The organism is Haloplanus litoreus, assembly GCF_045690335.1.
Classification (GTDB): Archaea; Halobacteriota; Halobacteria; order Halobacteriales; family Haloferacaceae; genus Haloplanus; species Haloplanus litoreus.
The window spans coordinates 2,348,386-2,373,356 of record NZ_CP147874.1 but is presented as its reverse complement, the minus strand read 5'-3'; the positions used below and the strand labels follow the sequence as shown (position 1 = coordinate 2,373,356).

Annotated in this window: 24 protein-coding genes; 16 read left to right on the top strand and 8 right to left on the bottom strand. The window is 68.9% G+C overall.

The window, feature by feature from the left end:
* The first annotated feature begins 80 nt into the window (after positions 1-80).
* Positions 81-800 carry a cyclase family protein gene (locus V8686_RS12725; RefSeq protein ID WP_379704703.1) on the top strand — a complete coding sequence of 240 codons (720 nt, stop codon included), beginning with the start codon at positions 81-83 and terminating at the stop codon, positions 798-800.
* A gap of 60 nt (positions 801-860) precedes the next feature.
* Here the strand turns inward: V8686_RS12725 and V8686_RS12720 are convergent, their stop codons facing one another.
* Positions 861-1,247, bottom strand: coding sequence for a hypothetical protein (locus tag V8686_RS12720; protein WP_379704702.1), 387 nt, complete (start codon positions 1,245-1,247; stop codon positions 861-863).
* A gap of 125 nt (positions 1,248-1,372) precedes the next feature.
* Between V8686_RS12720 and V8686_RS12715 the strand changes: the two genes are divergently transcribed.
* From V8686_RS12715 to V8686_RS12690, 6 genes are all read left to right on the top strand, one after another.
* Positions 1,373-2,878: a DUF790 family protein gene (locus tag V8686_RS12715; protein ID WP_379704700.1), complete on the top strand. Its 1,506-nt coding sequence runs from the start codon at positions 1,373-1,375 to the stop codon at positions 2,876-2,878.
* Positions 2,879-3,168: 290 nt separating this feature from the next.
* Positions 3,169-4,593: a sodium-dependent transporter gene (locus V8686_RS12710; protein WP_379704699.1), complete on the top strand. Its 1,425-nt coding sequence runs from the start codon at positions 3,169-3,171 to the stop codon at positions 4,591-4,593.
* Positions 4,594-5,005: 412 nt separating this feature from the next.
* A complete protein-coding gene (locus V8686_RS12705; RefSeq protein ID WP_379704697.1) occupies positions 5,006-5,416 on the top strand; it encodes a universal stress protein in 411 nt (136 codons plus the stop codon).
* Between the two features lie 376 nt (positions 5,417-5,792).
* Positions 5,793-7,061, top strand: a complete 1,269-nt coding sequence (locus V8686_RS12700; RefSeq protein WP_379706570.1) for a multicopper oxidase domain-containing protein — start codon at positions 5,793-5,795, stop codon at positions 7,059-7,061.
* On the top strand, positions 7,062-8,294 hold the full coding sequence (locus V8686_RS12695; protein ID WP_379704695.1) for a ZIP family metal transporter: 1,233 nt from the start codon (positions 7,062-7,064) through the stop codon (positions 8,292-8,294).
* On the top strand, positions 8,291-8,695 hold the full coding sequence (locus tag V8686_RS12690; RefSeq protein WP_379704693.1) for a plastocyanin/azurin family copper-binding protein: 405 nt from the start codon (positions 8,291-8,293) through the stop codon (positions 8,693-8,695). The genes V8686_RS12695 and V8686_RS12690 overlap by 4 nt, the downstream gene beginning before the upstream one ends.
* On the opposite strand, the gene V8686_RS12685 is transcribed toward V8686_RS12690, so the two are convergent.
* The 5 genes from V8686_RS12685 to V8686_RS12665 form a co-directional block, all read right to left on the bottom strand.
* A complete protein-coding gene (locus tag V8686_RS12685; RefSeq protein ID WP_379704691.1) occupies positions 8,692-9,504 on the bottom strand; it encodes an alpha/beta fold hydrolase in 813 nt (270 codons plus the stop codon). The genes V8686_RS12690 and V8686_RS12685 overlap by 4 nt on opposite strands.
* A gap of 55 nt (positions 9,505-9,559) precedes the next feature.
* On the bottom strand, positions 9,560-10,075 hold the full coding sequence (locus V8686_RS12680) for a DUF7122 family protein (protein ID WP_379704689.1): 516 nt from the start codon (positions 10,073-10,075) through the stop codon (positions 9,560-9,562).
* On the bottom strand, positions 10,072-11,016 hold the full coding sequence (locus tag V8686_RS12675) for an RsmB/NOP family class I SAM-dependent RNA methyltransferase (protein ID WP_379704687.1): 945 nt from the start codon (positions 11,014-11,016) through the stop codon (positions 10,072-10,074). Before V8686_RS12675 ends, V8686_RS12680 begins: the two co-directional genes overlap by 4 nt.
* 24 nt (positions 11,017-11,040) lie before the next feature.
* The gene (locus V8686_RS12670) at positions 11,041-11,931 is read right to left on the bottom strand and encodes a hypothetical protein (protein WP_379704685.1); all 891 of its coding nucleotides are present in this window, start codon (positions 11,929-11,931) and stop codon (positions 11,041-11,043) included.
* Between the two features lie 82 nt (positions 11,932-12,013).
* Complete coding sequence (locus V8686_RS12665; protein ID WP_379704683.1) at positions 12,014-12,571, bottom strand: DUF7344 domain-containing protein; 558 nt, start codon at positions 12,569-12,571, stop codon at positions 12,014-12,016.
* A gap of 278 nt (positions 12,572-12,849) precedes the next feature.
* Here V8686_RS12665 and V8686_RS12660 point away from each other — a divergent pair, with 278 nt between their 5' ends.
* The 7 genes from V8686_RS12660 (at position 12,850) to V8686_RS12630 (ending at position 21,576) form a co-directional block, all read left to right on the top strand.
* The gene (locus V8686_RS12660) at positions 12,850-14,685 is read left to right on the top strand and encodes a vWA domain-containing protein (protein WP_379704682.1); all 1,836 of its coding nucleotides are present in this window, start codon (positions 12,850-12,852) and stop codon (positions 14,683-14,685) included.
* Positions 14,686-14,823: 138 nt separating this feature from the next.
* Positions 14,824-16,287, top strand: coding sequence for a SipW-dependent-type signal peptide-containing protein (locus V8686_RS12655; protein ID WP_379704680.1), 1,464 nt, complete (start codon positions 14,824-14,826; stop codon positions 16,285-16,287).
* A gap of 46 nt (positions 16,288-16,333) precedes the next feature.
* Positions 16,334-17,149 carry a hypothetical protein gene (locus V8686_RS12650; protein WP_379704678.1) on the top strand — a complete coding sequence of 272 codons (816 nt, stop codon included), beginning with the start codon at positions 16,334-16,336 and terminating at the stop codon, positions 17,147-17,149.
* A 176-nt stretch (positions 17,150-17,325) separates the two neighbouring features.
* Positions 17,326-18,153, top strand: coding sequence for a hypothetical protein (locus V8686_RS12645; RefSeq protein WP_379704676.1), 828 nt, complete (start codon positions 17,326-17,328; stop codon positions 18,151-18,153).
* Positions 18,150-19,355 (top strand): hypothetical protein, encoded by a 1,206-nt coding sequence (locus V8686_RS12640; RefSeq protein WP_379704674.1) that lies wholly within the window; start codon positions 18,150-18,152, stop codon positions 19,353-19,355. The genes V8686_RS12645 and V8686_RS12640 overlap by 4 nt, the downstream gene beginning before the upstream one ends.
* Positions 19,352-20,566 (top strand): signal peptidase I, encoded by a 1,215-nt coding sequence (locus tag V8686_RS12635; RefSeq protein ID WP_379704673.1) that lies wholly within the window; start codon positions 19,352-19,354, stop codon positions 20,564-20,566. Before V8686_RS12640 ends, V8686_RS12635 begins: the two co-directional genes overlap by 4 nt.
* Positions 20,563-21,576, top strand: coding sequence for a hypothetical protein (locus tag V8686_RS12630; RefSeq protein ID WP_379704671.1), 1,014 nt, complete (start codon positions 20,563-20,565; stop codon positions 21,574-21,576). Before V8686_RS12635 ends, V8686_RS12630 begins: the two co-directional genes overlap by 4 nt.
* 2 nt (positions 21,577-21,578) lie before the next feature.
* Here V8686_RS12630 and V8686_RS12625 read toward each other — a convergent pair whose 3' ends face one another.
* A complete protein-coding gene (locus tag V8686_RS12625) occupies positions 21,579-22,256 on the bottom strand; it encodes a 6-hydroxymethylpterin diphosphokinase MptE-like protein (RefSeq protein WP_379704669.1) in 678 nt (225 codons plus the stop codon).
* 105 nt (positions 22,257-22,361) lie between these two features.
* The gene (gene folP / locus V8686_RS12620) at positions 22,362-23,507 is read right to left on the bottom strand and encodes a dihydropteroate synthase (RefSeq protein ID WP_379704667.1); all 1,146 of its coding nucleotides are present in this window, start codon (positions 23,505-23,507) and stop codon (positions 22,362-22,364) included.
* 90 nt (positions 23,508-23,597) lie between these two features.
* On the opposite strand from folP, the gene V8686_RS12615 reads away from it, so the two are divergent.
* Together V8686_RS12615 and V8686_RS12610 are read left to right on the top strand one after the other, a co-directional pair.
* Positions 23,598-24,176 (top strand): hypothetical protein, encoded by a 579-nt coding sequence (locus tag V8686_RS12615; protein WP_379704665.1) that lies wholly within the window; start codon positions 23,598-23,600, stop codon positions 24,174-24,176.
* Positions 24,173-24,940, top strand: coding sequence for an RNA methyltransferase (locus V8686_RS12610; protein ID WP_379704663.1), 768 nt, complete (start codon positions 24,173-24,175; stop codon positions 24,938-24,940). The genes V8686_RS12615 and V8686_RS12610 overlap by 4 nt, the downstream gene beginning before the upstream one ends.
* The last annotated feature ends 31 nt before the right edge of the window (positions 24,941-24,971 follow it).

Sequence of the window (24,971 nt, the reverse complement as noted above, 5' to 3'; positions counted from 1 at the left end):
GAGGCGGTTCGTGTCACCTATGCAATCGGTACCAGTCCAGTGCGACACGTTCGGCCGACCACAGGAACGTGGGGTAGCCCATGTCTGACGGCGACTCCGTCGTGGAGGCGTTCGCGTCCCTCGCGGACGCCGACTGGGTGGACCTCACCCACACCCTGGAAGAGGATATCCCCTCGGTGCCGACCCACGCCCGGTACGGTCACACCCTCTATCAGTCCTACGAGTACGGCGACCCCGCGTGTCACTACCGGATCTCGATGGGCGAACACAGCGGGACGCACATGGACGCGCCCCTCCACTTCGTCCCGGACGGGGAGGCCCACTACGACATCGCGTCCGTCCCCTTGGATCGCCTCGTCGGACGAACGGCCACCATCGAGGTGACCGACCTCGGTCCGGACGACAGGCTCACGGTCGACCACGTCACCGAGTGGGAGGCCGAACACGGCGACGTCGAGGCCGGCGATCGCGTCCTCTTCCGGTTCGGCTGGGACGAACGTTGGGACACCGGCAAAGCGGGGCAGGCCTTCTACGAGGACTGGCCGGGCCTGTCCCGAGAGGCGGCGGAGTACCTCACGGATCGGGACGTCACGATGGTCGGGACCGACGCCTTCGCCATCGACGCCGCACGGGCCGAGGGGTTCCCCGCCCACTACGAACTGCTGGGCAACGAGACCTACATCCTCGAGAACCTGGCGAATCTCTCGGCGCTACCGCCGTTCTCGTTGCTGTTTACTTTCCCGCTGAAGATAGCTGCGGGATCGGGGTCGCCCATCCGCGCGGTCGCACTCGTCGAGTGACTGGGGCGATGTCGGGCGACGAGTGACTGACGTCCGAGGAGCGGGTCCCGAACGGCGACGCTAGACGACGGACGACTGCAGCGATCCGTTGCCCGAGAAGTCCTCGTAGGCGACGGATTCGAAGTCGAGGGTGACCGTCCGCTCCCCACCGCCGGCGACGGTCACCTCGCGGGTGCGTTCGGTCCGGTCCTCTCCGATAGTGACCCGGATCCGGACCGTGCCGGTCCGTTCGGCGTCGGCCCGGTTGACGACCGTCGCGTGGACGCGCAGGTGTCCCGCTTCGGCCTCTTCGACCCGCAGGTCGGTCACACCCATCGACGTCCCGTCGCCCGACACGGCGGTCGGTTCGCCGGGTGTCGGCGGGGTTCGTGGTCCGGTCGCGGGCACTGAGGCACAGCCTGCGGAGAGGGCGAGTCCGAGGAGGGCGAGGGCGCGACGCCTGTCCATATCCGAACCACCCCCGCGACCGACAAGAGCGTTGTCCATCGGCGGCCGCCGTCGGTCCGGGCACGGCCGTCGCCGTCGCAGTCACGGGGCGGCGGTTTTTATTCGCGCGGCGCCGAGTCGGGGACGTGCTCCGGAAGGACCTGCTCCGGGTGTCGCGGGCCGGCGGCGGCTACCACCCGCAGTTCGCCGAGCGCGCCGACCGTCCACTGGCGGCACGCGTCGTCGGCACCTTCGCCGACCACGTCGGGGAGCCGCGGTCGGCCCTCGACGCGGCGCTCGCGGACCTGGAGGCCGACGCCGACGATTTCAAACTCGTCCGCGGGTTCGCGGCGCTCTGTGAGCGCGACGCCACGTTCGAGACGCGGGCCGCGGTACCCCCGGAGCGGGCACGCCGCGCCGCGTTCGAGGCAGCGGAGTCGGTGGGCGTCGTGAGCGAGACGGACCGGGACCGGGCGCTCGCCCGCGCAGGCGACCGTCTCGGCGTCGCGGCCGACGCCGTCGCCGACTCGTTGTTCGCCGACCGGGACGCTCGGCAGGTGCTCGCCGACTTCGACCCCCGGTGGACGCCGGACGAACTCCTCGACCAGTACGACCTGTCACTGGCCCAGACGGCGCTGTTCGACGCCGTCGAGGTGCGGGTTCGGTGTGCCGATCCGAAGGCACTGATCTCCGCGGTCAAGCGCCTCGGTCTCATGTACGAGATCCGGCGGACCGACGACGGCCGCGAAGTCGTGGTCACCGGCCCGGACCGTCTCTTTCGACGGGGACGCCGGTACGGTACCGCCTTCGCCCGCTTGCTCAGATCGGTCGCGACGACGGCCGACTGGCGGCTCACGGCGACCATCGACGACCGGGGGACCGAGCGCGAACTCACGCTCACCGACGACGACGTGGGCGTTCCCGGGGTGGCACCCCTCGCCGAACCCACCTACGACAGCGGCGTCGAGTCGGACTTCGCCGCCCGATTCGCGGCGCTGTCCCTCGACTGGGACCTCGTGCGCGAACCCGAACCCCTCGCGGTCGGCGCGCGGGTGATGATCCCAGATTTCGCCTTCGACTACCGGTACGCCGACTTCCGCGTGTTCTTCGAGATCATGGGCTTTTGGACCCCCGAGTACGTCGAAAAGAAACTCGGCCAACTCGCCGACGTCGAGGACGTCGAGATGCTCGTCGCCGTCGACGAGAGCCTCGGCGTCAGCGAGGAAATCGAGGCACGGGACCACCGTGCGATCACCTACTCCGGGTCGGTCCGGGTGAAGGACGTCGTCGACGCCCTCCGTCGGTACGAGTCCGACCTCGTCGCCGAGACGCGGGCCGCCCTGCCCGACGAACTCCGGCCCGACGCGGACGTGGTTTCGCTCGCCGACCTCGCGGAGACCCACGGCGTCAGCGAGGACGCACTGGCCGACGTGACCTTCCCCGACCACGAGCGGGTGGGCCGGACGCTGGTTCGGCCGGTCGTCCTCGGCGACTTGGCGGACGCCATCGAACCCGGAACGACCCTTGACGCCGTTGAGGAGCGACTGGCCGAGTACGGCCTCTCCGAGACGAGCGCCGTCCTCTCGCGACTCGGGTACGAGGTGGTCTGGGAGGGGCTGAGCGGTGGGTCGATCCGCGAGAAGCAGCGATAAACTGCGTCCCGCGATATCGAATCCGGGCGTCTGGACGTTGAGACTACACCGAGTTTAGCGGGCCTGACCGCGTGGGTATCTCTCCCTTGACGGCGTGAGTGGGTGCCCGCTTCGATTAGTGGTGGGTGTTCGTACTCACCGGTCAACTCGACCCGCACGAGCGAAGCGACTGCACGGGGTGGTGTGGAAGACCAAAGACGGAAGCGTGCGAACCAGACGAGGGAGTCCCGAGATCGGCCCCGCCGCTCGGCTAACAGAAATTTAAGCCCTCGCTTGACACATACTGGCACATGACTACGGCACGGTGGTCCTCCGGATTCGGATTCCTTCTCGCGACGGTAGGGGCGGCCGTCGGCCTCGGGAACATCTGGCGGTTCTCCGCTGTCGTCGGCCGGAACGGCGGCGGTGCCTATCTCGTCCCCTATTTGATCGCTGCTTTCGTGTGTGCGGTGCCGATGCTCGTCCTAGAGCTCGCCGTCGGCCGACGGCTCCGGACGGACGTCGTCTCCGCGTTCCGATCGGTAAAGACGGAGTACACGGCGCTCGGCTGGCTCATTCTGGGCGGGGTACTCCTCATCCTGAGCTACTACCTCGTCCTCACCGGATGGGTGCTCGGCTTCTTCGTCTCCTGGCTCGCCGGCTCACAGACGACGTTCGCACCGTTCTCCGCGAGCTGGCTCCCCCTCGGATTCTTCGTCGTTGCGACGGTGGTGACCGGGGGTGTCGTCTCGATGGGGGTTCGCGGCGGCATCGAACGAATGGCGAAAGTCGTGATGCCGACCGTGTTCGTCCTCCTCGTCGTGCTTGCGCTGTACGCAGTGACGCTGTCGGAGTGGGAACAGGCCGCTGCCTTCCTGTTCACCCCGGAGTTCTCGGTACTCACGGACCTCGGCCTCTGGAGTGCGGCCTTCGGGCAGGTCTTCTTCTCGATGTCCGTCGGCCAGGGGATTATGCTCACCTACGGGAGTTACGTCGAGGAGGAGACGGATCTGTTCAAATCGTCGTTCGTCATCACGGTCGCGGACATCGGGGCGGCCATCGTCGCCGGGCTCGTCATCTTCCCGATCGTGTTCAGTTTCGGTCTCCAGCCGACCCTCGGGACGGAACTCGCGTTCACGACGTTGCCGACCGCGTTCGCGGCGATGCCGTTCGGGCAGGCTATCGCGATCGGCTTCTTCGGGCTCCTCTTTTTCGCCGCGCTGTCGTCGTCCGTGGCGCTCCTCGAGGTCGGCGTCGCCGCCGCGGAGAACACGACGCGACTCTCCCGTCGACGTGCGACACTGCTGTTGACGGGTGGGGTGTTCGTGGCCGGCGTTCCGTCTGCGTTGAGCTACAGTCCGACCAACTTGGCCATCGCAGGGCGGCCGGTTCTGGACTTGGTCGACGAGTCGGTCGGGACGTTCGCACTACCGATCTCGGCGCTCTGTATCGTGTTCGTCTTCGTCTGGGCAGCGGATCTCGGGACCGTCCGCGAGGAACTCGGACCGCTCTACCCGTTCGTTCGCTATCTGATCCCGGTCGTGCTCGTCGTCGTCACCGCCGCCCGAACTGTCGGCATCGCTCGCCCGGCGTGGCGACTCGTCGTCGATCACACTCGAAACGGACCGCTCGGCCTCCTCGTCGCTGCCGCCCTCCTACTCGTCGTTGCGGTGTTGGGGTGGGGACTCCGGAATCGACTCCCCGCGCCTCCCCGTCTTCGGGGTCGACGACGCTAGCCGGGGTCCCGTCCGGACAGAGCTATTCGGGGGCGAACGCACCGTGTTCCTCGCGGAGAGCCGTGCGGCGTTCGCTGCCCTCCCCTCGGGTGATTTCGTCCCGTGCCGGAGGCAGTCCGGAGTTCCTCGAGGGTCGAGTCGGCGTGACTCGGTACGACGCTCCGAGCGACCTAGAACGGTCGTCGGGCCGTCTCACGACAGTCGTTCGTCCCTACACTCAGCCCCGGATACTGGCTCACGGACATCCCCGGCTTCGGTCTCCACCACGTCGGAGCCGAAGACACCCTCGCCGATGACGGGGCTCCGTATCCCAGCGTGACCTCGCCAAAGATCCCTTGCAGGGGAGTCACGAACCCTCCGTGATGGTTCTCGTGGAACGGGATTGATGCTCTCACGTGACCAATCGGACGGCATGTACTCCGATATCCTGCTCCCTACAGATGGAAGCCCGGGGGCACAGGCGGCCATCGAACACGGACTCGAAATCGCACAACAGTACGAGGCCACGGTTCATGCCCTGTACGTGGTCGATACGCGACTGTCGCGATCCGGTCCGCTTCTCGAATCGCTCCAGCGCGACGGACGAGAAACCGTACGTGAACTCGAGGTGGCTGGAACTCGAGTCGGTCTCTCCGTCGTCACGGAAGTCGTCGAGGGGGTTCCAGCTCAAGAGATTCTGGAGTATCGTGCGACGCAGGGGATCGATCTCATCGTGATGGGGACGCAGGGCCGGACTGGCGTTGCTCGCTTCGTGATCGGAAGTGTCGCTGAACGTGTCGTCCGCCACTCTCCAGTCCCCGTTCTCACGGTGCGAAGAGACTGACTAGTCCTCAAAACCGACGTGGATCGCCACCCCGGAGAGAACACTACTCCCGAGCGCGGTCGGTCGCAACTCCAGGCCCGGGCTAGCAGAACGGATCCTGGAACGATGCATCGAGCGCAGCAGTCTCAACGTCCACGTGCGTCGCTCTCCGCGGAGGAGCGCACGTCTCCCGGTGACGTCCAGTGGTCACGGCGTGTAGCTGCTCCCGGCGATTCTCGGTATCCCCCGCCGACTCGACGCGCTGCGCGGCCGTACGGATACACTACTGACTAGCAAACATTTAAATTAGACGCATCTAATTCTATACTATGGTATATTCGAATTCGTGGGCGAACTCGTCGACGCGGTGTGTGGCGAGGGGTGGGAGGAGCAACCGATGCCGTCGTTGAACTATCCGGACGCCGCGGCGCTCACGGAGCGACTGGAGGGGCGCCTGACCGAGAGTCTCCGGGCGGAACTCACCGCCACGCGGCGGTCCGTCCTCGGTGGCCTCGGCCTGGCGGGCGGAGCAGCCCTCGCCGGCGTCGGCCGGGCGGACGACGGCGACGGTGGTCACGCCGGACACGACGGCGGGTCACACGGCAACTTCGGCGCCGTCGGCGAGTACCGTGACCTGAACTTCGACCCACACGACTACCTGCGACGGTTCAACACGGGGCGTGGCGAGAGCGAGAACGTCCCACAGGCCGTCTACGAGGAGGACGGGCGGACCGTCCGGGAGTTCACCCTCACCGCCGTCGACACGACGGTCACCATCGCGCCGGGGGTCGAATTCTCGGCGTGGGCCTACAACGGGCAGGTTCCCGGACCGACGCTCCGGGCCGTCGAGGGCGACCTGATCCGCGTCCACTTCGAGAACCTGGGACGACACGCCCACACGATCCATCCCCACCTCCGCAACCTCGATCCGTCGATGGACGGCGTGCCGACGAACGGTCCGGGTGTCCTCGACACCGGCGAGTCCTACACCTACGAGTGGATCGCTCAACCGGCAGGGTGTCACTTCTATCACTGCCACTCCCTCCCGCTGAAAGAGCACATCCACCGGGGCCTGTACGGCGCCATCGTCGTCGACCCGGACCCCGAACGCGTCGCCGAACGCCCCGAGGAGTACTGCGACTTCCACCCCAGTCAGGTCACCGAGGACCTCCGCGCGGCCCTCGTCGCCGAGGCGGAGAGCCGGAACCACGCTCACGCCGCCAACGACGCCGTCGACGAGATGGTGATGCTGATGAACGGCTTCGACACGAACTTCGACGGCGACAACGAAGTGTACGCCGTCAACACCCGCGCGTTCTGCTACGGCGTCGGCGACACCGACGGCGAGGGAAACTGGGAGTCCGGCGAGACGAAGCGCCCGATCCAGGTGGACCGGACGCGCCGTCAGCGCGTGTACCTGATCAACGCCATCGAGTTCGACCCCATCAACTCCTTTCACACTCACTCGCAGTTCTTCGACTACTACGACCACGGTACGTCCCTTCGACCGACGTCGAAGACGGTGGACACGGTCATGCAGTGTCAGGCACAGCGGGGGATCATCGAACTCGACTACTCGACTCACGACCCGGGGCTGTACATGTTCCACGCCCACCAGTCCGAGTTCGCCGAGCTCGGGTGGATGAGCTTCTTCGAGGTGATCTGAATGGCTGAATCGACCGACAGTGGCACGACCGTATCCCGGACCGACCGACCGCTTGGTCTCCCCCGGTGGGTGGCAGCCGTCCTGCCCGTCGTCCTGCTGGTGCTCTTCGCCGGCGGCTTCTTCGCCGCGACGCCGTTCGCGTCCCTGGATACCGGCGGCGACCCCCTCCCCGACGTGTCGGTGACTCACACCACCTTGCCGGACGACGAGACGTTGGTCCTCCACGCCACGAACAACGGGCCGGACGCGGTGACCGTCTCACAGGTGCTCGTCGACGACGCCTACTGGAACTTCGAGGTGCGGGGCGCGGGCGGAGACGCCACGCTCGCACCGCGGGAGAGCGCCCGAATCGTCGTCCCCTACCACTGGAATCCGGGATGGGATCTGGGCGTCTCGCTGATCCTCTCTGACGGGAGCACGGTCCACCACACCGTCGTCGCCCCGAACGAGTCGCCGGGGCTGACGACCGACCTCCTGCTCACGATGGTCCTCGTCGGCCTGTTCGTCGGCGTGATTCCCGTCGCCCTCGGTATGCTCTGGTTCCCGTTCCTGCAGACGATGAGCGACCGGTGGCTCCACGCCATCCTCGCGTTCTCGGCCGGTATCCTCGTCTTCCTCGCCATCGACGCCGGGTTCGAGGCGTTCGAGCTCGGTGAGCGGGTGCCCGGCGCGTTCGAGGGACCGGCCCTCGTCGCCCTCGGTATCCTCGGGTCGCTCCTCGCGGTGCAGTCGGTCAGCGCGTGGCGCGAGGGGCGGGCGGCCGACGGCGACACCCGTGCGTCGAGCGGTCTCTGGGTCGCCTACCTCGTCGCCCTCGGCATCGGCCTGCACAACCTCGCGGAGGGCCTCGCCATCGGGAGTTCGTTCGCGCTCGGACGCGTCTCGCTCGGCGCCTTCCTCGTAGTCGGGTTCATGCTCCACAACGTGACTGAGGGACCGGCGGTCGTCACCCCGGTGGCCCGCGGCGAGCGACCGCCGCTCCGCCACTTCGCCGCGATGGGCATCCTCGCGGGCGCGCCGGTGATCCTCGGCGGGTGGCTCGGTAGCCTCGCGTACTCGCCGACGCTCGGCGCCCTCTTTCTCGCCGTCGGCGTCGGCGCTATCCTGCAGGTGGTCTGGGAACTCCGGGGGATGATCGGTCGCGGCGGGGAGTCGTCGACGGCGCTCAACCTCGTCACGTTCCTCGTCGGATTGGTCGTGATGTACGCCACCGATCTCCTCGTCGCCATATGAATCGGCGACGCCTCCTTCGCCTCGGCGGCGCGGCCCTGTTCGGCGGTCTGACCGGCTGTTCGGCCGGCGGACGCGATGGGCGGCGCGTGGCCATGACCGACGACTTCGACTACGAACCGGCGCGGCTCACCGTCGCAACCGGCACCACGGTTCGGTGGGAGAACGCGGGTGCGATTGCCCACACGGTGACGGCGGACGGCGACGGGATTCCGGCGGACGCCGACTACTTCGCCAGCGGCGGCTTCGGGAGCGAGCGGGCCGCACGCGCCGACCTGCGCGGCGGACTGATCGGCGGCGGGGAGGGCTACGAACACGCGTTCGGGACGCCGGGGACCTACGACTACGTCTGTCTCCCCCACGAGGGGTCGGGGATGACCGGGACCGTCGTCGTCCAGCCCTAACCGTCGACGAAGGCGGCGACTTCCTCGTTGAACCGGTCGGGCTCCTCCCAGAACGGACAGTGACCGCTCTCCTCGAAGGGCACGTGGGTCGCGTCCGGAATCTCCCCCTCCAGCCACGCCCCGACGTCCGTCGGGAAGATGTCACTCCGCTCGCCGTAGAGCAACAGGACGGGAACGTCGACGTCGCCGAGGACCGGCCGAAGGTCCGAGTACGTCATGTCGAGGAAGATATCGCGTGTGACGCTCGTGGGCGTCTTCGTCGTCTCGGCGTACATCTCGTCGACCGTCCCGTCGTCGACGGTGTCGGCGAACATCGACTGAATGAACGGCTTGGCGGCCGACGGGCGGTTGTACTCCAGGTTCGTCGCGAGTTCCGCCGCCGCCTCGCCGGAGAACTCCCCGAGCAAGCCGTGTGTCCACTCCCCGTCGGTGTGGAACTTCGGACTCTGGTCGACGAACACCGCCCCGGAGAGCCGGTCGGTGCCGAACTGGTCGACGTAGTTCAGGAGGACTGCCGTCCCCATCGACCAGCCGACCGGCGTCACGCCGGTCAGATCGAGGTGGTCGAGCAGGTCACGCACGTCGCGGGCGTACTGGGCCAGCGTGTGGCCCGCGTCCGTCTTCCCCGACTGCCCGTGCCCCCGCAGGTCCATCGCGACGACGCGGTGGTCCGCAGCGAGGGCGTCGACGTTGTGTTGCCACCAGTACGTCGAGTTCATCGTCCAGCCGTGGATCAGGAGGATCGGCTCCCCCTCGCCGTGGTCCTCGTAGTAGATCGGGACGCCGTCACCGGTCTCGAAGTGTGTCATGTGCGAACACCGTCCCCATTCTCGATGTGGAGGCGGTTATACGTGTGGGGCCGCCTCACTCCCGCGCCGACAGCGACGCGCGCCGTCCCTTCGGGACCACCGACCGCAACTCGTCGTGGACGTAGAGACCGACGCCGACGGGTTCCCGTTCGCCCGCCACCTCGTGGGCGGCGATCAGGTAGCCCCAGTCGCCGTCCCACTCCGGTTCGAGGTCCTCGCCGGCGAGAAAGCGCGCCGCCTCGTCGGGCGCGAGTTCGATCACGTTCTTCGTCGCCGCACCGCCGAACCGCTGGACGGCGTTCGTCGTCGGCTTCCAGTGTTCCTGGCGTGTCCGCAGGAACGTCATGCCGACCCCCTCGACGGCGACGGGGGTGGGGAGATCCGACGCGAAGATCCAGATCTTTCCGGCGCCTTTCTCCCAGAACGTGTAGTCGTCGAACGTCGTCGGCGACAGGCCGAAGCGATCCACCCACCACTCGATCACTTCGGCGCGGGTCGCTCGTCCGGCAACCTCGCGCTCCGCGGCCGTCGCCGGCAGGCGGTCGAACCGCTGTCCGTCGTTCTCGCTCACGTCCCTACCTCCAGTTTCGCACAGAAGAAGCCGCCCGTGTCGTTGTGGTGTGGGTAGATGCGGAGCGCCTTCTCGACGCTCGGGTCGTACGCCTCACCCGCCCACTCGGTGACGCCGGGGACGCCGTCGAGGGGGGCGTCGAAGTCGACGAGTCGACAGTCCTCGGCGCCGAGGACGTGATCCAGCACCGCCTCGTTCTCCTCGGGCGCGAAGGTACAGGTGGAGTAGACGACGGTCCCACCGGGGCGGGTCGCCTGCACCGCCCGCCGGAGGATGCCCTTCTGGACGCCGGCGACGCTGTGGACGTGGTCCAGCGTCCACGTATCGAAGGCGTCGGGGTTCTTGCGGATCGTTCCTTCGCAGGAACAGGGTGCGTCGACGAGGACGCGGTCGAAGGCGTCGACGCCGCGTGGGTCGTCCCCGTCCCCGCCACCGCCACCGCCGAGCGGTTTCAACGAGAAGTTTCGCGCGTCCTGGTTCGTCACGACGAGGTTCGTCACGCCGAGGCGTTCGGCGTTGTGTCGCAGCGCCGAGAGCCGACCGAGGTTGTTGTCGTTGCCGACGAGGAGCCCCCGGTCGTCCATCAGGGCCGCCAGTTGCGTGGTCTTGCTGCCCGGGGCGGCGCAGGCGTCCCACACCCGGTCGCCCGGGTCGGGGTCGAGCACCAGCGCCGGGAGGTTCGACACCTCCTCTTGACCGTGGATCCAGCCGTGTGCGTGCGGCCAGTTCCGGCCGGGCGAGTCGTCGGGCAGGCGGAACACGCCGGGGTGCCAGTCGGTCCGTTCGTAGGCGACGCCCTCGGCGTCGAGGGCGGTCCGCACCCGGTCGACGGTCGCCTTGATCGTGTTGACGCGGACGACGGCGGGCAGCGGACGGTCACAGGCCGCCCGGAACGCCTCGACGTCGTCGACGAGCGATTCGTACCGCTCCAGCGGAGTCATCGCCGGCCCTTCGGGGGGGTGGGGTTAGTGGGTTTCGACCCGCGAGTGGCCGGCCGGCGTGTCACTGCCGGTCGGAGCGGGGTCGTCGAGGACGCCGACGTCGAAGTCCGCTTCGAGGAGCCGCGAACCACAGCCGGCACAGGAGACGGCGATCACGTCGTAGTTCCGACAGCAGGACGTCACGACGTCCTGTTCGAGGGTGACCGCGCCGTCACAGGCGGGACAGCGCTCGAGGAACAGGCGGAGCGAGCCGAGCAGTTCGCTCCGCGCCGCGAGCGGGTACGACCGCCACCGCGGGACCCAATCGTCCAGTTCGCGGGCCGCGGCCAGGTCGGCGACGAAGGCCGCACGGGACTCCCAGCGGCCGATCCGCTCGGTTCCGACGTTGGCGACGACTGCGTCGCCGTACCGCTGGACGACGAGCGACTCGGGGTCGAGATCCGTCAACGCGGCGAGTTCAACCGCACCGACGGCCGCGCCGTCCGCACGGGACGTGATCGACTCGTCGTCCAGTCCGACGCGTTCGGCGTCCATCCCGCGGAGCCGTTCGTTCCACGCCGCCGCGAACGCCGGCGAGAGTTCGAGGTCCGCGGGGCCGTCGATCAGGACGCCCGCCGAGACGAGCACCTCGACCACGTCCACGTTCGCGGGCACGGGTTCCACCTTGTCGAAGACGGCCAGGAGCCAGTCGGGGAAGTACCGGCGGGTGAACGCCGGCGTGCCGGGGACGAGGTAGCCCCGCAGGTAGATGGCGAGGAGGCCGCCGATGAGGAAGGCCACGCCGAGCGGGACGGCAAACAGGGAGAGTGCGGCCCCGCCGACGGCAGCGATGGCCACGTTGGTGATCGTACACGGGACACACCGGTTCGAGCCGGTGTACTCGGGGTTTCGGAGGTCGTCGATGGCTGTGAACATGGTATCGTACTCTCGGCTCTCCCGAGGGAGAGTCGGTAGTCCGAACGTCGGAGTCGGGGATAGGTATGGACCGCCTGCCTCGTCAGCGCCGACGGATCGACTTCCAGAGAGTTCGGCGGAGTCGCCACCGATGGTCCCAGAGCTGGAGCGCGCCCGAGACGGCGAAGACGACGAGGGTGCCGCTGGCCCACAGCAACGGGTCGAGTCGCTCGACGACCGGCAGGCCGGCGAGCGCGCCGACCACCAGCAGGAGGCCGAACACGCCGAGGCTCCGGTAGTAGCCGCCCCAGGTGACACCGAGCCCGTTCACCACGTCCATGTGGCGGTCGACTTGCCTGACGGCGGGGCGGAGGTGGACCAGACTCCGCTCTCGGTCGTACTCGACGACACCAGCGTCGTGGAGCTTGGGCAAGTGCGTCTGGTGCAGCGACGTGTAGACGCTGTCGCGGACGCGCACCGGTGGCGGCGACTGGTCCGCCTCGGTTTCGGCGACCCACGTCGACAGCTCGCGCACGGTGACGGTACCCGTCGAGGCGTCCAGACGTTCGATCACGGCTCGGCGGCGTTCGTTGGCGAGCAGTTGATGGATCTGGCACTCCGTCATCGGCCGGCCAGTCGTCTCCGCGAGCAACGCTGACACGTCTCCCCGAGGTCCGAGACACCTATAGGTATGATCGGCTCACCACGGCGTGCGATTCCGGTCGTCGGAGTACAGGGTCGTCCTGCCTCCGCTGGAGACGGTTCAGGGTCGGCCTTCACCCGCGCTAACGAAGCCGTAGAATCCAGTAACCGAGCCGTAGGAACCCCTACGAAGACGTTTGGCGAACGGGTCGGTGTGATTACCTATATCGGTCGCCGTCGGAGGTGGTGTTGTCCCGAACCGATGGCCGACTCGGCCGCGGCGGGCACTCACCAACAATGAACGACGACCGACAATTCAGCGTTTCCCGGCGCAAGGTGCTCGCCGGGCTCGGCACGATTGGCATCGCCTCCGCGGGCGCAGGACTCGGCACGACTGCGTACTTCTCGGATCAGGAAACCTTCGAGAACAACCAGCTGACCGCCGGCACCCTCGACTTGCTCGTGGACTGGGAAGAACACTACTACAACGGCACGGCCGGCCGTGACCTGGTCGAGTACGTCGACCCCACGGACCAGGACGCCTACGTCCTCCCGGCGGTGGAGAACCCCGACGCCCGCGCCATCGCGGTGCGGTTCGTGGGTGAGGGGACGGACCAGGAGAACAAGGACGACTTCTGGGACGCGACCGCCATCGAGGCGCTCCCGGACGCCGACGGCGACGGGCTTCAGGACTCCCTCGACAACGTCGACGTGTGCGCGCTCGGTCCGGAGGACGACCTCCGATTGGCCAACGTCGGCAACGAGGACGCCGAGGAACGGAGCGAGGGGCTCTACCAGTCCAACCGCACCAGCAACGACCACACCAGCGCGGGCGACCCGCTCATCAACCTGGGCGACGTCAAGCCCGGCGACTTCGGCGAGGTCACCTTCAGCTTCCACCTCTGTGACAACCCCGGCTACGTCTGGGTCAACGGCATGCTCGACGAGGAACTGACGAGTGAAGGGATCATCACCGAACCCGAGCGCAACGACCCCCAAGAGATCGACGGCGTCGTCGAACTCCTCGACGAACTGCAGGTGCGCATGTGGTACGACCCGGACTGTGACAACCAGGCCGAGCGGACCGGCGACGTGGACGTCATGCTCGCCATCGACACCTCCGGCTCGATCCAGGGGCAGGAACGGACCGACCTCGAGAACGGTATCATGGAGTTCGTCGACGCGCTCCCGACCGACGGCTCCGCTCAGGTCGGCGCCGTGAGCTTCGGGGGCGGCGACGTGACCGGCCTCTCGGGTCTCGTGGCGCCCGGCGCCTTCAGCCTGCCCGGCCTGAGCTACGGCGGCAACACGCCCCTGCCCGCGGCCATCGACATCGCGGACCAGGTGCTCGACGCACAGGGTCGTCCCGACGCCCTGCCCGTCATCGTCGTCATCTCCGACGGCGGCCCGAACTACAGCGAGGACACCACCCTGACCTACACGGCATCGGTCGGCGGCTCTTCGTACACGGCCCCGCGCAGCGACTCCGGCTTCTCGGCCGACGACGGCACCGTCGGCTACGACGGCGGTTCCACCGACTCCTCGGTCAACGCGGCCGAACAGGACGAGACCGCCGCCGTCGCGGACCTCGTCAAGGCCGGCGCCGACGGGTCCCGGATCGCCGTCCTCAACATCGGCGACGACCCGAACGCCGACCTGGGCGACGGCACGGACCTGAGCGTCTACCTGCAGACCGAAATCGCCAGCTCCGGGTTCTACCGCGAGACGCCCGTCAGCAACTTCCCGGACGTCGCCGACGACATCGCCAACGAAGTCACCGTCGAGGAGGAAGTCTTCTTCAACGGCAACCTCCGGGCGGCACTCGACGCGATGATGGCCAACGACGGCCGCGGCATCCCGCTCGATGGCGACCGAACGACCACCTTCGACGAGGTGTCCGACCCCGAGAACGACCCAGACCGCGACCCGTTCACGGGCGCGGGTGTGACCCACTGCCTGGGCTTCCAGTGGTGGCTCCCCGTCAACCACGCGAACCAGATCCAGGGCGACACTGTCGCCTTCGACGTCGGGTTCTACGCGGAACAGAGCCGGCACAACGACGGCGCCGGCCAGACCCCCGAGAACGAGACGGCGGAGGGGAACGGTGACGTCGAGGAGCCGCTCCTCACGTAATCCGCTCGATCCGGTGGGCGCCCCCGACGTCGTTCGCTGACCGCGCTCACCCCGCCCACCCGGACCGTCCTCGCGACGGCGGCCACCCGGCGGTTCGATTCCGCCGGTGGGCATCCCTCCGTGGGAGTTGACGATCACATGACCAGCAGATTCACCATCACTCGACGCCGACTGCTCGCCGGACTGGGTACCGTCGGCGTCGCCTCCGCCGGGGCCGGTCTCGGGACGACCGCGTACTTCTCGGACCAGGAGACGGTCGAGAACAACGAACTCACCGCCGGCCAGTTCGACCTCATGGTCGACTGGCAGGTCACCTACACCGGGCCGAACGGCTTCGAGTACGTCGCCGCGTATCCCGACGACTACGAGAACGAGGATCCCGACACCATCGCGACCAACCTCTTCGGCGACCGGATCACGGTCCCCGACGACGTGCGTGACCCGCTCTTCACGCGCGACGAAATCGCGCTCAACCGGTTCGACGCCCCGTACGCCGACCTGCCGGACGCCGAGCGCGAACTCGTCGAGGCGGCGTTCAGAACGCAGTTCGCGGACGTACCTCGGGATCTGGACGGACCGATCCTCGACATCGACGACGTGAAACCCGGCGACAGCGGGGCCATCTCGTTCAGCCTCCACCTGTTCGACAACCCCGGATACGTCTGGCTGAACGGCGGTCTGGTCGAGGCCCGGGAGAACGGCGTGACCGAACCCGAACGAACCGATGGCGGGGAGGCTGGTTCCCCGTCGGAGGTCGCGTCGACGCTCGACAACGACGTCGAACTGCTCGACGAGATTCGCGTCACCGTCTGGTACGACTCCGACGGGGACGCCGAAATCGACGCCGACGAAGCGATCCTCCTCGGCGGCAACGAGGACCCCACGGCCGACCCCTCGCTCCGAGAGGTACTCGACCTGTTCTCGACCGGCTACGGCGTTCCGCTCGACGGGACCGGCGCCGTCGACGTCGGCGCCGCGGGCCGGGCCTGTTTCGAGAACTCGACGACCGACTACGTCGGGTTCCGCTGGGAACTCCCGGTCGACCACGCCAACGAGGTCCAGTCGGACGGCGTTCGATTCGACGTGGGCTTTTACGCCGAACAGTGCCGGCACAACGACGGCAGCGGCGGTGAAGCGTCCGTCCGCCTCTCGAACGCGACGGCGATCGAGACGCCCAACCCCGGACCGGTCGGACTCGGCTTCGACGTCGAGAACGGCTTCGACGAACCGACGGCGATCACGTCCATCGGCGTCGCGCCCGCCGATCCGGCCCTGACGCTGCTGAGCGACGACGTGGCCGACACCGGGAGTCGCTACGGCTACGAGGTGTACGTCGACGCGTCGACGCCGGGCTACACCGACGTCGCTGGCGGCGTGTCTCTCCCCGGCACGGTCGCCCTCGGCAGCGACGGCTACGACGACGGCGCCGACCAGGAGCCGATCCTCGCGCCCGGTGAAGTCGGGTACGCTACCGTCGTCGCCTTCCGCGACGCCGACGGCGACGGCGTGGACATGAACGGACGGTCGGTCACGCTCACGCTCACCTACCGCGGCGAGACGAGCGGACACACCGGCACGGAGGTCGTGACCGTCGTCGGGTGATCGACGCCCTGCGTCGATCGCTCGCCTTCGATCCGGAGACGAACACATGGACACACCTGCACCCCTCGGACTGTCACGACGGCGGATCCTACTCGGCGTCGGTGCCGTCGGCGTCGCCGCCGCGGGCGCCGGCGTCGGTTCGCTCGGCTACCTCACCGACGACGAACGCTTCCGAAGCACCGTCGCAGCCGGCAGTCTCGACCTCAAACTCGGCTACCGTTCGACGTACAACGGCGACCTGACCGACGGGACGCCCGGCATCGATGCCGCCGACTGCGAGACGCCCGGCCTCGTCGACGGGGCGAGCGTCCCCGTCGTCGAACTCGACGACGTGAAACCAGGCGATTGCGGGTCGGTCGACGTCGATCTCTACGTCTGTGAGAACCCCTCGAGACTGTGGTTTGCGGCCGGTCTCATCGAGGCCGCGGAGAACACACACCGGCCCGAGGAGATCGCCGCCGGCGACGACACGCCCGCAGTCGGCGAACTGGGCGACTTCGTCGAGGTGACCTGCTGGGTCGATTCCGACGGCGACGGCGCCGTCGGCGACGACGAGTGGGTCCTCTACGAAGGCACGCTCGCGGGGCTGACCACCGACGCGGCGGGCGGCCTGCCGGTGACGGTCGACGACGACGGCACCCCGGTCTGCGTCGACGGCGCGGCCGGACCGGTTCCGGTCGCGCTCTCGTGGTGTCTCCCGCTCGACGGCCCGGGGCACAACCGGGCGATCACCGACACCGTACGGTTCGACCTGCGGTTCGAGGCGGTCCAGTGCCGCCACGACGCCGTCGGCCGAAACCCCTTCGCGACCGCGCTGCCGGCGACCGAACCGTCCGGTACGGCCACCGAACCGGTCGAGTAGGGCCGCCCATCCCGGCACGGGAACGGGGTACGGGAGCTATACCTAACTCTCACTCCCGCGCATACGGGGTACGGCGAAACGGCGACAACCCACGTCGGCGAACGGGCGGCCGCATCCGGTGCGGTTCGCTTCGGCGGTTCGACTCCGCCGGTGGGTCTCCCCCCGGGGGGATTTCCATGACACACGGCTCATCACTCTCACGGCGGCGACTCCTGACCGCTATCGGCGGCGTTGGACTCCTCGCGGCCGCGCCGCGGGTAGCCGGCCGCCTACGCGAGGACCCGTCGTTCACGCGGTACACGTACGCCCAGTCCGCCGACGGCGGGCCGAATCTCCGGGTCGCTTGGTACGAGCGGTACAACGGGACCGTCCTCGAGGAGAGCAACCGCTTCGGTGATCGAGCGCCGCTGACGAACTCGTCGGCCGCGTTCAACGACTCGGCCGAGGCCGGCGCCTTCGTCGACGTGACCGGTCCCGACGCCGTCCCGGCCGGGCCCGTCCTCGACATCCCGAACGCCCACCCGGGCGACGAGGGACTGTTGTTGATCGGCCTCCGCGCCGAGGACGCCGACGCGCGCGCCTGGCTCCAGGTCACCGCCAGCGAGTTCGCCGAAAACTCGCTGGTCGAACCCGAGCGAACCGACGGCGACACCTCGGTCGACGATGGGGAACTCCAGGACTACGTCGACGTAGAACTCTGGTACGACACCGGTCGCCTCGGCGTCGGCGGCTGTAACGGGCGCCGTGACTTCACCGAGGAGGCCGTGATCGGAAGCGGCACGTTGGCGACGGTCGGCGGCGACCTCGACGCGGGCGTCCTCCTCGATTTCGGTATCGTCGAGGCGGCCTGCATCCCCGCGGGGGCACAGCGCTGTCTCGCCATCCGTTGGACCATCGATCCGTCCGTGAACAACGTGATCCAGAGCGACTCCGCGCGTCTCGACATCGCCTTCGCGGTCACCGCCTGCGACGACACGACGAACCCGTTCGGAGCGAGCACATGAGCGACGGCGGTCTCGGCCCGCGCATGAATCGCCGGACGCTGCTCGCGGCCATGTCGACCGTCGGGACGGTCGGTGCGCTCACCGGGCGGGGTGCGGCCGCCTACCTCGCCGACCGCGAGACGCTCGGACCCAACGAGGTGACTGCCGGGGCCGTGACGCTCTCGCTCGACGGCACCGACACCGGTCGGGCGTCCGTGGGCTTCACCGTCGACGCCTACGGCTACACCAACCGCGACGAGCGGACGATCTGTCTGGGCCTCGGCGCGGAGTCGAACCCCGGATGGGTCTGGGTCCGCTCGTGCCCCCGGTACCCCAGCGTCGAGGACGACCTCTCGGCCCGGGTGACCGTCGACGGCGCCATCGCCTTCTCGGGGACGTTCGGCGACTTGCTCGCCGAACTCTCCGGCGGCGACGGCGGCGGCGTCCTGCTCACGGCCTTCGCGGCCGGCGAGGAGGCGCCTCTGTCGCCCGGCCCGGACGGCACGGTCTGTCTGACGGTCGCCGTCTGGGCGCCGACGGGCCTCCGCGACGACCCCGACGCGGTGCGGGCGCTACGAGCGGCGTCACCGCTCGCGTTCACGCTCGACGTGTACGCCGAGCAGTCCCGTCACGTCCCGACGCCGCGGCGTCCGGGTGACGGCGTGAACCCGTCATTCGCGTTCCCTGCGTGCGCGGAGCCGGGGGATCCGCCGGCGGTGACGGATCTGGGGCACGGCATCAGCAACGTCTCGCTGTGTACCGGGACCCCAGCCGACCCCGGGGCGATCACCTGGACCGTCCGTGACCCGGAGACCGACGCCGACGTGACCGGCGTGCCGGGCGAGGCCTCCGTCCTCGAACTCACGTCGCCCGTCCCGATCACCGACGTCGTCGTGAAGGCGGGCGCCGAGCACCGACGCTTCGACGCCGGCGGCGCGACGACCGTTACCGTCGACTCGACGGGTGGCACGCCCCTCGACGTTCCGGGCAACTTCTCGAAGTGTGCCTGCGAGGGCGCGGGCGTCAAACTCGACGACTGGAGCGACGCGGCCGGCACCTTCACCGCTCTCGAAACGCTGTCCTGTGGGTCGACCGGATCGCAGTCGAGCGGTCCTGCCACCCCGGACGTGGACGACGAGGCGACCGAACCGGCCGGTTCCCCCGCGGGGAGTCCGGCCCGAGACGACCGGGGGCGCGTTCCCCCAACCGGAGACACCGAATGAACCTCACTACCCATCCCCGAAGCCGGACGGTCGGCCGAGCGTTGCTCGCCGTCGGCCTCCTGGCGTTGATCGCCCCCTTCGTCGTCTACGCGGTGCCGGGCACCGTCGGCGCCGAGGCGAGTTACATCGTCCTGACCGCGAGTATGACACCGGCCATCGCGCCCGGCGACGTCGTCATCGTCGACGACGTGCCGGCCCGCCTGGTCGAGGTCGACGACGTGATCGTCTTCGAACAGCAGGCCGGCGCGACGGTGCCGGTGACTCACCGCGTCATCGACATCGAACGGGCCGCGGACGGCACCCCCTCGTTCGCCACCAAAGGTGACGCCAACGAGGACGCCGACCTGACGCCGGTGACGCCGGACCGTCTGGTCGGTCGGGTGCTGTTCACCATCCCCCTCATCGGGCACGTGATCCAGTTCGTCGACACCCCGACCGGGTTCGTCGCCCTCGTCGTGCTCCCACTCGGCCTGTTGATCGCCTCGGAGGTTGCCGACTTGCTCCGGTCCGGCCGAACGCCCGAGCCAGCGGTGTCGGAAGTCGACGGCGACGACGGGGACGGCGACGGCGTGACCGTCCCGCCCGCGAGCGGCCGCGCCGACACGTCTTCGACCGGCGGAACACCGGACGATCGGCTCACGTTCACGCCCGCCGATCTGACGCTCTCCAGCGCCGTCCTCGGGATCTTCGCGGTCTACGCCGGTTACGCGGCATACACGCGTCCCTCCGGAGTCACCGTGGGTATCGCCGTCGCCGTGGGCGCGGGGTTCGCCCTCGTGGTCGGTCTGCGCTCGTTCGTGCCGCCCGCGCCGGTCGTGGCCGACGACGGTCCTCCCGTCACCGCCCCCGAGGTTAGCGTCGACCCCGGCACGACGGCCGGTCCCAGCGTCGTGGTGGGGACCCCCGCCGATCTGGGGCGCATCGCCGACGCCGTCGGGCGTCCGCTTCTGCGTGCGGACGCCGACCGCTACGTGGTCTTCGACGGTACCGTGACCTACTCCTGTACGATTCCGGCCGCGGCCGAGGAGACTCCCGACGTGGTGGCGACCGCCACGGACGACGGGACGACCGACGGCACCGACGTCGAGGACCGAACTGTCGATGCGGGCACCGAGGGGCCCGTCTACGGTCCGACGCCTCCAGCCGCACCCACGCCGACGGAGGACGAACCGGCCCGGGCGCTCACCCCTGACGGGGGTGATCGTCCGTGACCGCCGCGACCGGGCGGGCGATCCTACCCCTGTTCGCGGTGTCCTGTGTCGTGTTCGCCGCGACGCTCGGCGGCGGTTACACGCTCGCGGTGTTCAGCGACACCGGCGGTGTCGACGCCGCCGTCGACGTCTCCGGCCTCCCCGTGATCGAACCACGGGTCGAACCCCCCGCGGTCGATTCCGGCGCCAACGCGTCCGGCGGTGGCGGCCCCGGCCCCGGCCTCGCCGGGACGTCGCTCGCCAGCGGCGGTTCGGCTCCCGGGCCGAGGAGCGCACCCGCCGCATCCCGGCCCGGCGCCGACGGTGACACCGACGAGCGCGACGCGTCCACGGATCCGAACGGCGGTGACGGTGCCGACGAGACCGGACCCGACGCCGACGACGGCGTCGCCGCACCGACGGACGACGACACCGCGGACGGACCGGACGACACCGGCGACGCCTCGGGTGCGGGCACCGGTGCTACCGACCGCCCGGACGATACGTCCGGCGACGCCTCGGATAGCGGGGCCGACGGGTCGGACTCCGACGACGCCGACGGCACCGGCCCTGACGGATCGGACTCCCACGGCGCCGACGCGAGTGATTCGGATAGCGGATCGGCCGACGGTTCGGGTAGCGGGTCGGATGCCAGTAGCTCCGATAGTGGCGGTGCGGACGGGGGGTCGGACGCTGGCGATTCGAGCGGCGAGTCGGACGCCGATAGCTCGGACGGTGGCGATAGCGGACGCGACGCGGGCGGTAGCGACAGCAGTAGCGATTCGAACGGCAGTGAGGGCGGCAGCGACTCGGGTAGCGATTCGACTAGTAGCGACGGTGGCAGTGATTCGGGCGGGAGCGACGGTGGCAGTGACGGCGGAAGTGATTCGGGCGGGAGCGACGGCGGAAGTGATTCGGGCGGGAGCGACGGCGGCAGTGACGGCGGAAGTGATTCGGGCGGGAGCGACGGCGGAAGTGATTCGGGCGGGAGCGACGGCGGCAGTGACTCCGGTGGCGACACGTCGGCCTGAACTCAGAGCGGCGCGATATCGTCACGTCGGCCGTCGAGGACGGCGAACCGCTCGCCACGACGGCGTTCGAGCCATTCGAGCAATCGCTCGGCCCAGCCCAGTTTTTTGCGTTTCGTCGCGTCGACGGACGGATCGTCGAAGTCCCAGCCCGAGAACCGCAGGCTCGCGGCGCCGAAGGCATCGGCGAGGAAGGCGGCCCGGTCGCCGTCGGTGAAGCCGCCGTAGTTCGCCACCGGCCCGCGGGGTTCGGCCTGTGTCGTCGGGAGGACGTGTTCGCCGTCGAGTCGGGGGACCCACTCCTCCACCGCGGGGACGTTGTCGCCGTGGGCGTGGACGGCGACGGGGACGTGCTCGCGGGTCAGGGTACGGGCGGTGGCGGGCGTCTTGTCGAGGTCGGTCACCATCAGGTCCACGTCGACGCCGGCGTCGCGGAGCGTCTTCGCGGCGGTGGAGGCGGCGAACACGAGGTCGGCGTCGGCCGCGACGCCCGTCTCGTCGGCGAGCGACGGTCCCGCACCGGCGACGGCGACGGTCGCACCCGCCACGGGGTCGAAACGCGACTCGTCGAAGGGGTCGACGAGCGTCGCGAGCGTGTCCCGTGCCCGTTCGTCGGCCACGCGTGAGTAGCCGAAGTCCGCGAGGATACGCTCGTAGACGGAAACCCACGTCTGGTAGTCCATTATACAATAAGGTCACAGTAGCCGGAACGACACCAAGTACCCCTACCCGTGTGTCGCCCCGGCTTCCACGCCTGCGTTTTCGAAGCGTTTGGCATAAGCTTTCTCTTAGTCGTCGACCGATTCGATGGCGGCGAGTGCGCGGTCGAGTGCGTCTGACCGCCCGGTAGCGGCCTCGGCGAGGGCGGACAGGTCGACCGGTGTCCCCGCAACCAGTCGTCGATCGGTCTCCCCGCCCGCGACGGTCACGGGCGTCCCCCGGGCGGCGTCCAGGAGCGTTTCGCGCTCCGTCGGCGAGAGACCGGCGAGTTCGAACACGCGGGTGACGCCACGGCTGACGGCCGACCTGTCCCCGCCGACGCCGTCGAGGTGGCGGCCCATCTCCCGGGTAGTCGTCACGTCGAGTTGTTCGACGGTCACGTCGCCGTCGCTCTCGCGCAGTCGGTCACGGGCGAAGGCGTCGCCGACGAGGGCGGCATCGCGCGTCTCGGCCACGTCGTGGGTGCGGATCACGTGCGCGCCGCGTTCGACGGCCATCGCGGTGGCGGCGAGGCTCACGGGCAGGGCCTCCTCCGTCGGCCGCCCGGCGAGGTCACGCAGGAAGTTCTTGCGGTTGATCGAGACGAGGATGGGGCGGTCGAGGGCGCGGAACTCCCGGAGGCGGTGGAAGGTCTCGCGGTCGTCTTCGAGCGTCTTCGCCTCGCTCCACCCGCCGAACGCGGGGTCGACGATGGTCTTGTCGGTGAGTCCCTCGCGCTGTAGCGCGTCGTAGATGTCGTCGACCGCCTCGACGGCGCCGGGGCGGGTCAGATCCGGTGGACTGGCCATCTTCACGACCGCCACGTCACGGTCCGCACAGATCCGCGGCATCTCGGGGTCGGCGAAGCCGCAGATGTCGTTCACCATGTCGAAGCCGGCGTCGAGGGCCGCGGCGGCGACTTCGTGATAGCGCGTCTCGATGGAGAAGATGGCGTCGCCGGAGACGCTCTCCATGGCCTGCACCGCGGTGTCGAGGCGGTCGAGTTCCTCCGTCGCCGAGAGCACTTCGAAGCGCTTGTTCGCGGATTCGAGACCCACGTCGACGATGTCGGCGCCCTCGCCGATCAACTCCGCGTCGACGTACGCGGCCGCCTCGCCGGGGTCGTCGAAGACGCTCGGCTCGTAGGGGGATTCCTCGCTGACGTTCAACACCCCCATGAGTCGGGGCGGGTAGTCGTCGCCGATGCCGAGGCCCGCGGCGTCCACGTTTCGCATGGGCATCCTTCGGGACCCGACCACCATATGCGGACCGGTGGGCTATCGAAGACACGCTCTTTTTATTCGCCCGTCCGCTACCTCCGAACGATGGCAAAGGTCAGTATCGGGCTTCGCGGCTGGCGCTTCGAGGAGTCCGACGTGTTCACCGACGAGGGGGAGTTCAAGCCCCTCGACGAGATCCCTCCGGAGCCGAGGGAGCGCCTCGTTCGGCTCACGTATCTCGTCGACCAGCCCTGTGACGCCTGTTACCTGGTTCACGGCGAGTCGGAGCTAAAGCAGTGTTCTTCCGCCGCCATCGTCTACGGCGAACCCGGCGAGGAGGTCCTGCTCTGTGAGCCACACGAGGCCGACTTCCTCTACTGGTATCGCGAAGCGGGGGGGAAGGCCCACCGCGGCGAGGCGACGTTCCGCGACGAGTTCCACGAGTGGTTCCACGCCGGCGGCCGCGCCCCCGACGGTTACGGGGGGCTCGAACACGTCGAGACTGGCCGTGCGGACCTCCCCTCGCCGCCCGATCCGGAGGAGATCCACCGCCGTCTCAACGAGGACTTCGAGGGTCGGCGGATCGACCTGCACGAGGGATACGAGGAGGAGGACGACGACGAGGACACTGCCGACCTCGACCTCGACGACGTCGACCTCGGCACCGACTACCCGTCCCGATGAGCGCGCAGCGACCGGTCGTCGTCGTCGTCGACGCCGAGACTCCGGGTAACGTCGGGACCATCGCCCGCGCGATGAAGAACTTTGGGCTGACGGATCTGAAACTGGTGAATCCGCCGAAACTCGACCCCGACGGCGAGGCCTACGGCTTCGCCGGTCACGCCCGCGAGGACGTCCTCCCGAACGCCGACGAGGTGACTTTCGACGAGGTCGTGGCGAACTACCACACCGTCGGCTGTACGGCGATCACCGGCGAGGACAGCCGTCGACACGTGCGCTTCCCGTTCAAGACGCCGCGGGAACTCGCCGAGAGCCTGGCGACGGTCGACGCGCCGACCGCGTTGGTGTTCGGCCGGGAGGGGCGTGGCCTCGACAACGAGGAACTCGGCCGACTCGACGAGGTGTGTTCCATCCCCGCGAGCGCGGACTATCCCGTGTTGAACCTCGGGCAGGCGGCGACCATCCTGCTCTACGAACTGCGCGACCTGACCGTCGAGGAGACACAACTTCCGGACGTGGAGCGCGAACGGGCCGACGAGGACGACGTCGAACGCTTCCACGACTTCGTCGCGGAGTTCCTCGACGCCAGCGGCTACAAGGCGGTCAAACGGGACAAAACGCGGCGACTGGTGCGGCGGCTGGTGGGGCGCGCCCACCCGACGGACCGGGAGATACACACCCTTCTCGGCGTGTTGCGCCGTGCCACCGGCCAGTTGAACCACCGCCAGGAACTCCTCGTGGAGTACGACGAACCCGACCGGTGGTAGTTGGGGGCGCGAACGGGGGCGGGTGAGCCAC

Coding starts and splice junctions, on each gene's coding strand:
- V8686_RS12725 (WP_379704703.1), top strand. CDS start 81: ATGTCTGACGGCGACTCCGTCGTGGAGGCGTTCGCGTCCCTCGCGGAC.
- V8686_RS12720 (WP_379704702.1), bottom strand. CDS start 1,247: ATGGACAGGCGTCGCGCCCTCGCCCTCCTCGGACTCGCCCTCTCCGCA.
- V8686_RS12710 (WP_379704699.1), top strand. CDS start 3,169: ATGACTACGGCACGGTGGTCCTCCGGATTCGGATTCCTTCTCGCGACG.
- V8686_RS12705 (WP_379704697.1), top strand. CDS start 5,006: ATGTACTCCGATATCCTGCTCCCTACAGATGGAAGCCCGGGGGCACAG.
- V8686_RS12700 (WP_379706570.1), top strand. CDS start 5,793: ATGCCGTCGTTGAACTATCCGGACGCCGCGGCGCTCACGGAGCGACTG.
- V8686_RS12695 (WP_379704695.1), top strand. CDS start 7,062: ATGGCTGAATCGACCGACAGTGGCACGACCGTATCCCGGACCGACCGA.
- V8686_RS12690 (WP_379704693.1), top strand. CDS start 8,291: ATGAATCGGCGACGCCTCCTTCGCCTCGGCGGCGCGGCCCTGTTCGGC.
- V8686_RS12685 (WP_379704691.1), bottom strand. CDS start 9,504: ATGACACACTTCGAGACCGGTGACGGCGTCCCGATCTACTACGAGGAC.
- V8686_RS12675 (WP_379704687.1), bottom strand. CDS start 11,016: ATGACTCCGCTGGAGCGGTACGAATCGCTCGTCGACGACGTCGAGGCG.
- V8686_RS12670 (WP_379704685.1), bottom strand. CDS start 11,931: ATGTTCACAGCCATCGACGACCTCCGAAACCCCGAGTACACCGGCTCG.
- V8686_RS12660 (WP_379704682.1), top strand. CDS start 12,850: ATGAACGACGACCGACAATTCAGCGTTTCCCGGCGCAAGGTGCTCGCC.
- V8686_RS12655 (WP_379704680.1), top strand. CDS start 14,824: ATGACCAGCAGATTCACCATCACTCGACGCCGACTGCTCGCCGGACTG.
- V8686_RS12650 (WP_379704678.1), top strand. CDS start 16,334: ATGGACACACCTGCACCCCTCGGACTGTCACGACGGCGGATCCTACTC.
- V8686_RS12645 (WP_379704676.1), top strand. CDS start 17,326: ATGACACACGGCTCATCACTCTCACGGCGGCGACTCCTGACCGCTATC.
- V8686_RS12640 (WP_379704674.1), top strand. CDS start 18,150: ATGAGCGACGGCGGTCTCGGCCCGCGCATGAATCGCCGGACGCTGCTC.
- V8686_RS12635 (WP_379704673.1), top strand. CDS start 19,352: ATGAACCTCACTACCCATCCCCGAAGCCGGACGGTCGGCCGAGCGTTG.
- V8686_RS12625 (WP_379704669.1), bottom strand. CDS start 22,256: ATGGACTACCAGACGTGGGTTTCCGTCTACGAGCGTATCCTCGCGGAC.
- folP (WP_379704667.1), bottom strand. CDS start 23,507: ATGCGAAACGTGGACGCCGCGGGCCTCGGCATCGGCGACGACTACCCG.
- V8686_RS12615 (WP_379704665.1), top strand. CDS start 23,598: ATGGCAAAGGTCAGTATCGGGCTTCGCGGCTGGCGCTTCGAGGAGTCC.
- V8686_RS12610 (WP_379704663.1), top strand. CDS start 24,173: ATGAGCGCGCAGCGACCGGTCGTCGTCGTCGTCGACGCCGAGACTCCG.